The organism is Streptomyces sp. WM6378 (assembly GCF_001279695.1).
Taxonomy (GTDB): domain Bacteria; phylum Actinomycetota; class Actinomycetes; order Streptomycetales; family Streptomycetaceae; genus Streptomyces.
Genome location: NZ_LGDD01000155.1, coordinates 96,145 through 104,484, shown reverse-complemented (window position 1 = coordinate 104,484; position 8,340 = coordinate 96,145). Strand labels below are relative to the sequence as shown.

General features: G+C 69.4%; 10 protein-coding genes, 2 tRNA genes and 1 pseudogene. 11 read left to right on the top strand and 2 right to left on the bottom strand.

All coding sequences use genetic code 11. The annotated features are described in order from the left end of the window. Nucleotides 1-104: 104 nt before the first annotated feature. Entirely contained in the window at nt 105-1,187 is a 1,083-nt protein-coding gene (locus ADK54_RS15255) for a hypothetical protein (protein ID WP_053726168.1), read from the top strand. Nucleotides 1,188-1,218: 31 nt separating this feature from the next. Here the strand turns inward: ADK54_RS15255 and ADK54_RS15250 are convergent, their stop codons facing one another. Continuing rightward, nucleotides 1,219-2,325, bottom strand: a complete 1,107-nt coding sequence (locus ADK54_RS15250) for a M48 family metallopeptidase (protein WP_053726167.1) — start codon at nt 2,323-2,325, stop codon at nt 1,219-1,221. Nucleotides 2,326-2,436: 111 nt separating this feature from the next. On the opposite strand from ADK54_RS15250, the gene ADK54_RS46770 reads away from it, so the two are divergent. The 9 genes from ADK54_RS46770 to ADK54_RS15220 all read left to right on the top strand — a co-directional run bounded on the left by ADK54_RS46770 (nt 2,437) and on the right by ADK54_RS15220 (nt 7,149). Then, nucleotides 2,437-2,598, top strand: a complete 162-nt coding sequence (locus ADK54_RS46770; RefSeq protein ID WP_199826971.1) for a hypothetical protein — start codon at nt 2,437-2,439, stop codon at nt 2,596-2,598. Nucleotides 2,599-2,679: 81 nt separating this feature from the next. Continuing rightward, nucleotides 2,680-2,841, top strand: coding sequence for a hypothetical protein (locus ADK54_RS46765; RefSeq protein WP_199826970.1), 162 nt, complete (start codon nt 2,680-2,682; stop codon nt 2,839-2,841). A 37-nt stretch (nt 2,842-2,878) separates the two neighbouring features. Further along, complete coding sequence (gene nadD, locus ADK54_RS15245; RefSeq protein WP_053726166.1) at nt 2,879-3,496, top strand: nicotinate-nucleotide adenylyltransferase; 618 nt, start codon at nt 2,879-2,881, stop codon at nt 3,494-3,496. A gap of 46 nt (nt 3,497-3,542) precedes the next feature. Continuing rightward, nucleotides 3,543-5,219, top strand: coding sequence for an LCP family protein (locus ADK54_RS15240; RefSeq protein WP_053726165.1), 1,677 nt, complete (start codon nt 3,543-3,545; stop codon nt 5,217-5,219). Between the two features lie 92 nt (nt 5,220-5,311). Next, complete coding sequence (gene rsfS / locus ADK54_RS15235; RefSeq protein WP_053726174.1) at nt 5,312-5,749, top strand: ribosome silencing factor; 438 nt, start codon at nt 5,312-5,314, stop codon at nt 5,747-5,749. Then, on the top strand, nt 5,746-6,402 hold the full coding sequence (locus ADK54_RS15230) for a histidine phosphatase family protein (protein ID WP_053726164.1): 657 nt from the start codon (nt 5,746-5,748) through the stop codon (nt 6,400-6,402). The genes rsfS and ADK54_RS15230 overlap by 4 nt, the downstream gene beginning before the upstream one ends. Nucleotides 6,403-6,514: 112 nt before the next feature. Continuing rightward, nucleotides 6,515-6,587: transfer RNA gene (locus ADK54_RS15225), tRNA-Ala, on the top strand. Between the two features lie 155 nt (nt 6,588-6,742). After that, on the top strand, nt 6,743-6,913 hold the full coding sequence (locus ADK54_RS46760; protein WP_199826969.1) for a hypothetical protein: 171 nt from the start codon (nt 6,743-6,745) through the stop codon (nt 6,911-6,913). Nucleotides 6,914-6,915: 2 nt separating this feature from the next. Beyond that, the gene (locus ADK54_RS15220) at nt 6,916-7,149 is read left to right on the top strand and encodes a hypothetical protein (protein ID WP_053726163.1); all 234 of its coding nucleotides are present in this window, start codon (nt 6,916-6,918) and stop codon (nt 7,147-7,149) included. On the opposite strand, the pseudogene ADK54_RS15215 reads toward ADK54_RS15220, so the two are convergent. Continuing rightward, nucleotides 7,118-8,009: pseudogene (locus tag ADK54_RS15215) on the bottom strand (glycosyltransferase 87 family protein). The gene ADK54_RS15220 and the pseudogene ADK54_RS15215 sit on opposite strands and share 32 nt — an antisense overlap. 172 nt (nt 8,010-8,181) lie before the next feature. Here ADK54_RS15215 and ADK54_RS15210 point away from each other — a divergent pair. After that, nucleotides 8,182-8,254 (top strand) — tRNA-Ala (locus ADK54_RS15210). Nucleotides 8,255-8,340: the final 86 nt, after the last annotated feature.

Genomic DNA, 8,340 nt, shown 5'->3' with positions numbered 1-8,340 from the left:
CGCCCACCCCGCTGAGCAGCACCTGGACGCCCCCGCAGGAACTGGTCAGAAGTTGACGTGTACCAGCGCGTTTACCTTTCCCTCACCAGACCTACCCTGAAGGTATGGCAGGGCGTGGAGAGCCACCCGAGGGGACACCGGAGGGCCTCCCCGGCGGTGGTGACGACGAGTACCGGTCCGTCGTCTTCGACGAATCGTTCGTCCGTGCTGCCCGCCTTCAGGAGTTCTCCGCCCAGGAGCGCATGCGCGAGCACGCGCGGGCCGTACGGTCCCGTCCGAGCTGGTCCTTCAGGGCTTCCTCCAAACCCGCCGTCGCGTTGGTGCTGCTGCTTCTCATCGCGTTCAGTACCGCCATCTACATGGGCATCCGGCACCCGTACCAGCCGCCCCCGACCAGCCACCCCGAGCCGCTGCGGATGGCCGTGGTGCCGCTGGCCCCGCAGGGCCCGGTGCCGGGCGGCGACGCGGAGCAGCTCTTCGCGCACAGCCCGGCCGCCCAGTTCCGGATCGGCGGGTCCGGGATCAACCTGCCCTCGGCCACCAAGACCGCGCACTTCTCCGAGGCGCAGGTGATGAACGCCCTGTCCATCGCAAAGGACTACCTGGTCAAGTCGTCCCTGGACCCCGATGTCCTGGCCGGCGGCCCGGTCCATGAGATCCGGGTGCTGCTCGACCCCGATCTGATGGCCCAGTTCGACCAGAGCGTGGCCACCCCGCTCGACGACGGCCGGCACTCCGCCACCGGCTGGCTGGTGCGCTTCGATCCGGCCAAGGTGGTCCTGGCCGACCCGCAGATCCGGGTCCAGGGCTCGATGAGCTACTCGGAATCCGGACCGGACGCACTCGACGTCGCCACCGACTACGTGTTCGTGTACGCCCTGCACCCGGCCGGGAACGGCCCGCACACCACTGACGCCTCGCTGTTCACCGTCCGCCGCGAGCTGCACTTCCGGCTCGACCGCGAGGACCTGCGGCTGAACCGTACGGAGCTGCAGGCCAGCACCGTCGAGGCCGGTCCGCAGGCCTGCTCGGCCGATGTCGCGGCCCAGCTGAGGCCGCTCCTCGCGGGGGAGCGGGCGAGCGCGCAGGGCCCGGCCGGCACCGACCCGTACGCGATCGGTCCCGTCCCCGAGGCCGTCTGCGGCACCCTGGCCTCCGGCGTCCAGCCGTCCCCCGCAGCCGGCTGATCCGGCTCAGCCCTGCTCGGCCTTTCTCCTCTCAGCCCTCCCCGTTGCCGTTCTGCTCCGGCTTGCCGTCGGTCGGCTCCGCGTCCGGTCCCGCCGCCTTGTCCGAGGGGCGCGTGCCCGTGCCCGTGAACTTGTCGCGCAGCTTGCCGCCCAGGTCCGCCGTGCCGCCCGCGATGTCGCCGACCAGCTTCATCAGCGGGTCCTTGCTGCTCTTGACCGCGTCGGCGTAGGAGGCCGCGGACTCCCGCAAGGAGTCGGTCACCGAGGTGTCCTTGTCCTCGTCGCGGCGCGGGTAGTGACCGTCCATGATCCGCTGGTAGTCGCGGGTCTCCGACCACTTCTTCAGCTCGGCGGCACGCACTGTGGTGAACGGGTGCGAGCGGGGCAGCACGTTGAGGATCTTCAGCACGGAGTCGCGCAGGTCGCCCCCGGCCTCGTACTCCTCGGCCTGCTCCAGGAACGCGTCCACGTTCATCTCGTGCAGGTGGTTGCCGCCCGCTATCTTCATCAGCCCCCGCATCGAGGCGTGCAAGTCCTGGCCGACCAGCAGCCCGGCCCGGTCCGCGGACAGCTCCGACTTGCGGAACCATTCGCGCAGCGCCGTGACGATCGCCATGATCGCGACGTTGCCCAGCGGGATCCAGGCGACCTTCAGGGCGAGGTTGGTGAGGAAGAGCAGGATCGTGCGGTAGACGGAGTGGCCGGAGAGGGCGTGGCCCACCTCGTGTCCGACGACCGCGCGCATCTCCTCCTCGTCGAGCAGCTCCACCAGGCCCGTCGTCACCACGATGATCGGCTCGTCGAGACCGATGCACATCGCGTTGGGCTGCGGGTTCTGCGTGACGTACATCGGGGGGACCTTCTCCAGGTCCAGGATGTAACAGGCGTCCCGCAGCATGGCGTTGAGGTGCGCGAACTGGGCGTCGCTCACCCGCACGGAGTCCGACAGGAAGAGCAGTCTGAGGCTGCGCTCGGGCAGCAGCCCGCTCAGCGCCTTGAAGACGGTGTCGAAGCCGGTGAGCTTGCGCAGCGCGACCAGCGCCGAGCGGTCCGCGGGGTGTTCGTAGGCCCGGGAGGAGATCCCGGGGAACCTGCGCCGCTGCCTGCTCGGCACGTTGTCGTTGATGTCCTCGGTCATGGGTGCCCCCTGTCGTTCGAGTCGTCGGCCCGTCCCCCCTGACGACATCCACATTAGGCGGTGGGGATACCGTGGCCCGGGGGCCTGTGGATAACTTCGAGGAGACCTGCCATGCCGGACGTCGTCACTGCTCTCGCTGCCGCTTCCGGCCAGGGGCCGGGCGCGCTGCTGCGGATCCTGCTGCTCGGCTCCATGGTCGGAGCTGGCCTGCTGGCCTGGTTCCTGCTGCGCGGATACCGCTCGAACGATGGCGACGACAACAAGAACGACTGAGTCGGCGTGAGCGTGCCCGGACCGCCCGCATACGATGTGGGCGAAGTCTCCGCCCCGACTCCCGGATAGGTCCTGCCGAAGATGAGCCTCCACAGCACCGCCGCCAACCTGGTCACGCTCGCCGAAGGCGCCGAGCACGGTGGCAACCACGAAAGCCTGCAGCCCTGGATGACGGGCGGCGGCGCGCTGTTCGCCCTGCTCCTCCTGCTCTGGATCACCACCCGCTTCAACCGCGACCGCTGAGTCGGGGCCGAAAGCCGGGCCAGTAGGCTCTGCACGCATGGGAGAGCAGGAAGTGCCTACCGGTCCGGTGAAGCGACGCATCGGCGTGATGGGCGGAACGTTTGACCCGATCCATCACGGACACCTCGTGGCCGCCAGTGAGGTGGCCTCGCAGTTCCATCTGGACGAGGTCGTCTTCGTACCGACCGGGCAGCCGTGGCAGAAGAGCCACAAGCTGGTCTCCCCGGCCGAGGACCGCTATCTGATGACGGTCATCGCCACCGCGTCCAACCCGCAGTTCTCGGTCAGCCGCATCGACATCGACCGCGGCGGGGCGACGTACACCATCGACACGCTGCGGGATCTGCGCGACCGCAACAGCGACGCGGACCTCTTCTTCATCACCGGCGCCGACGCGCTCGGTCAGATCCTCACCTGGCGGGACGCCGAGGAGCTGTTCTCGCTGGCCCACTTCATCGGCGTGACCCGGCCCGGCCACGTGCTGACGGACGACGGGCTGCCCGAGGGCGGGGTCTCCCTGGTGGAGGTGCCCGCGCTGGCGATCTCCTCGACCGATTGCCGGGCGAGAGTCGCGCAGGGCGACCCCGTCTGGTATCTGGTTCCCGACGGTGTGGTCCGCTACATCGACAAGCGCCAGCTGTATCGCGGCGAGTGAGTCCAGCTGTACCGCCTGTACGTCGGCGAGTGAGAGAAGGCCACCGGTGAACGACCGCCAGTACGACCCGTACGCACCCCAGGTGCAATTGGTCGGGTACGACGAGTACGGCCGGCCGGTGTACCAGCAGGTCCAGCCGCAGCAGCAGGCGTACGACCCCTATGCGCAGCCCCAAGACCCCCAGCAGCAACAGCAGGGGTACGGCTACGACCAGACGTACGTTCCGCAGCAGTCGACGTACGACCCGTACGCGCAGCAACAGCCGCAGCAGACCCAGCAGTTCCCCCAGCAGCAGCCCGCGCAGTTTCCGCAGCAGAGCTACGGGCGCGACTACGGCACCGCGCAGCGGCCGCCCGTCCAGGCGCCTCCCGCGCAGGAGCCGACACGGGAGGCGCAGGGCGCGCCCGTGCTGCCCCAGCAGCGGCGGGACGAGCACGGCGACGGCGGCGAACGCGACTACCGCACCGAGCAGTTCTCGTTCATCGAGGAGCCCGACGAGGACTCCGAAGACGTCATCGACTGGCTGAAGTTCACCGAAAGCCGCAGCGAACGCCGCGAGGAGGCCAAGCGGCGCGGCCGCAACCGCGTCGTGGCGCTCGTCGTGGCGCTGGCTCTGGTGGCGGTGGGCGGTGTCGGCTACCTGTGGTTCGCCGGCAAGCTGCCCGGGCTCTCGTCGTCCTCGGACAAGAAGAACGGCGGCGCCACCACGGCCGGGCCGCAGAAGCGCGACGTGATCGTGGTGCATCTGCACAACACCAAGGCGGGCGGCACCTCCACGGCGCTCCTCGTCAACAACGTGACCACCAAACAGGGCACTACGGTGCTGCTGCCCAACTCGCTCGCCGTCTCCAATGACGACGGCAGCCGCACCACCCTGGGCAAGTCGGTGGACGCGGACGGCTCGCAGGGCACCCGGGATTCGCTCTCCACCCTCCTCGGCACCAAGATCACCGGCACCTGGCGCCTGGACACCCCGTACCTGGAAAACCTCGTCGACCTCGTCGGGAACATCGACATCACTACGGATGCGGACGTTCCCGGGGCCAAGCAGGGCGGCGACCCGCTGGTGAAGAAGGGCGACGACCAGACGCTCACCGGCCAGATGGCCGTCGCCTACGCCACCTATCGAGGCCCCGGCGAGGCCGAGACCAAGCAGCTCCAGCGGTTCGGCGCGGTGATGTACGGGGTGCTGCGCAAGATCTCCGACGACCCCAAGGCCGCCACCGTCACCGTCCAGACGCTCGCGCAGATCCTCGACCCCTCGCTGCCCGAGAGCGACCTCGGTGCCTCCCTCGCCAAGCTCGCCGAGCACGCCAAGATCGGCGCGTACAAGACGGCGGTGCTGCCCGTGCAGCCCGACGGCACGCTCAGCCAGCAGGCCGGCGACAGCGTGGTCAAGGACGTCCTGGGCGGTCAGCTCGGCGGCGGGTCCGACCAGGGCTCCGCGGTGCGGGTCGGCGTCAAGAACGCCAGCGGAAACTCCAAGGCGGCCGAGGCCGCACGGGTCGCCCTGATCAACGGCGGCTATGCGTTCGTCGACGCCGGAAGCTCCGGTACCGAGGCCACTTCGCAGGTCCTGTACGCGGACGGGGCGCAGAAAGCGAAGGCCGTCGAGGTCGCCAAGACCCTCGGGCTGCCGGACAGCGCGGTCAAACAGGGCAAGGCGGCCGCCAACGCCGACGTGTCGGTCGTCATCGGAAAGGACTACAAGGCGCCACAGTGAGGTGCCCGGAGTAATCCTTTCGGGGCTGTCGGCGGTCCGTGAGATCCTGGAAATCGATCCGATTGGATCTGACCGCCGACGAAAGCCTGCTTGTGACCGCCACGGACCGTTCCATCGAGCTCATCACCGCCGCCGCTCAGGCGGCCGCCGACCGGCTCGCGCACGACATCATCGCGTACGACGTCAGCGATGTGCTGTCGATCACCGACGCCTTCCTGCTCGCCTCCGCGCCCAACGACCGCCAGGTCAAGTCGATCGTCGACGAGATCGAGGAGCGGCTCAACAAGGAGCTCGGCGCCAAGCCGGTGCGCCGCGAGGGCGACCGCGACGCCCGCTGGATCCTGCTCGACTACGTCGACATCGTCGTGCACGTCCAGCACAGCGAGGAGCGCGTCTTCTACGCCCTGGAGCGGCTGTGGAAGGACTGTCCCGAGCTGCCGCTGCCGGACGACGCCATGAAGACGCGTGGCAAGGCCGCCGAGCACGCCGCGCTGACCGGCGCCGACGAAGCGGACGGTGAGCTGAGCTGAACGGCACCACCAAGGGCGGCCGGGGCCGCCGGATAGTCCTGTGGCGGCACGGCCAGACGGCCTGGAACCTGGAGCGCCGCTTCCAGGGCTCCACGGACATCGAGCTGACCGAGACCGGCATCGGCCAGGCACACCGGGCCGCGCGCCTGCTGGCCGCCCTGAAGCCGGACGCGATCGTCGCCTCCGACCTTCAGCGGGCCGCCGCCACAGCCGCCGAGCTGGCGGCCGTGACCGGCCTGCCGGTCGAGCACGACTCGGCCCTGCGCGAGACGTACGCGGGCGCCTGGCAGGGGCTCACGCACGAGGAGATCGTCGGCCAGTACGGCGAGCAGTACGCGGCGTGGAAGCGCGGCGAGCCGGTGCGCCGGGGCGGCGGCGAACTGGAGACCGAGGTCGCCGACCGGGCCGCCCCGGTCGTGCTGCGCCATGCCGACAAGCTGCCCGACGGCGGCACCCTCGTCGTCGTCAGCCACGGCGGCACCATCCGCACCACCATCGGCCGGCTCCTCGGCCTGGAGGCGCACCACTGGGAGGGCCTTGGCGGCCTCACCAACTGCTGCTGGTCCGTCCTCGGTGAGGGCGCGCGCGGCTGGCGCCTGCTTGAGCACAACGCCGGAACGCTGCCTGAGCCGGTCCTCGGCGACGACGACTAACCGCTGCTCAGGGGCGGTGACGGCCGGATTTCACTTTCCGGCAGGTCACAGGCTAGAGTTCTTCTTGTTCGCAGCGCGGGACCGCCGAAGAAGCGGAAACAAGGCGAACAGCGGGGCTATAGCTCAGTTGGTAGAGCGCCTGCATGGCATGCAGGAGGTCAGGAGTTCAATTCTCCTTAGCTCCACAATCGGATCCCGTCCCCTCGTGGGGGCGGGATCTTCTTGTTGTCCACCCCCGGTGGCCGGTCTCGTACGGCGACAGCACTGACCCCCTTGCGAGGACATGGCAGAATCGGGACGGCCGGAGGGGGACGACGGACCGAACGGGAGGGAGTGCGCGATGCCCGCGAGTCGCGAAGAATTCCCGGAACCGCCCGGCGGGCCCGAAGCCGCGTCACCCGGCGCCCGCCTGAGCTGTCCCTCCTGTGGCTCCTCCCACGTCGCGCAGATGCTCGGCGACAACGGCGGGGTGTCCTACGTGTGCACGGCCTGCGGCCACAGCTGGAGCTGAACATGGGTGCACACAGGCGGAAATGCGACTGGTGCGGCAGCGGTACGCCCATCGTCAGGGACATGGATCCGGTCAACACCGACTATCAGTACTGGTGCGAGGAATGCGCCCGGGCGCTGATCATAAAGGGCGACCCGATCGAGACGTATCGGGAACTCGAAGGGGAGCCGATCTACGGCCGCCTCCTTGAGGCGCACTGCACGCTCAAGCGGTTCTACTCCTTCGCCACGGCCTGAGCGTCGCCAGGACGAGGAAGCACGTCCCGGCCGGCGGATAGAGCGCCGAGAGCGCCATCTGGCCGCCGCTCTGGGCGAGTTCGGGCCGGCCCGTGCCGTGCGGGACCCACCACAGCGCGTACGAGCAGAAGAGGGTGCCGAGCAGCGCCCAGCGCGAGCCTTCAACTGAGAGCAAGCACCACCACCGGCACGCACCACACCCAGTGGTGCGACCAGGAGACGGGGCTCACGAGCAGCGCCGTGACCGCGCAGGCCATGGCCGCCCAGGCGCGCTCCCCAAGCAGTTCGGCGCATACGGCGACGGCCAGGCCAAGCGCCGCGGTGAGGGCCGCAGCCGCCGCCCACCACGGGCCGGGGACGCCGGTGTGGAACAGCCGGGCCAGCACCCCGCGCAGCGACTGGTCGGCGGTGTCCTCGGCATGACCGACCCGGCCGGTCTCGAACACCATCGATGTCCAGAAGCGCAGTGAGTCGTGCGGGAGCGCCGCGGCGGCCGTCGCCGTGGCCGCGCAGAACACCGCGGCGGCCTTGATGGTCATGCCGAGCGGAAAGTTCCCGGCGCCGTTCCTCATCCGTACGACGGCGGTGATCAGCAGTCCCAGGCTTGCGGCGGTTGCCGGGGCCCGCAGCGCCGGGACGCCCAGCAGGGTGAGCGGGGTGAACGCCGGCGCCGCGAACGGCGAGTAGGTGGTGGGCAGCCGGGCCTCGGTCGCGCGCATCGCATAGAGGTCGGCTCCGGCCCGTACGGTCGGGCCCTCCGCCCGGTAGACCATCAGGTCGATCATCGAAACCCCGGCGGCTCGCTGAGCAGCCCAGAACGCCGCGAAGGAGACCAGGCGGACGGCCGCGGCGAGCGGCACGGACGGCGGGCGGAGGGGAAGCGGGCAGCGGTGTGCGCGAGTACCTTCACGGTCACGAAGACCGACGTTATCGCCCTTCTCCGTACAGAACGGAAACCGATTTGGTGAAGCACCGGGGGGACCGTGTAATGTTCTCGATGTCGCCGCGGGAAACCGGGCGGCGGGAAAACAAGGGGCTATAGCTCAGTTGGTAGAGCGCCTGCATGGCATGCAGGAGGTCAGGAGTTCAATTCTCCTTAGCTCCACAGTGAAGAAGGCGGGCCATCCGATTCGGATGGCCCGCCTTCTTGTTGTGCTCCCTCTCTGATCGTTACGGCGCCCCCTCTAAGGG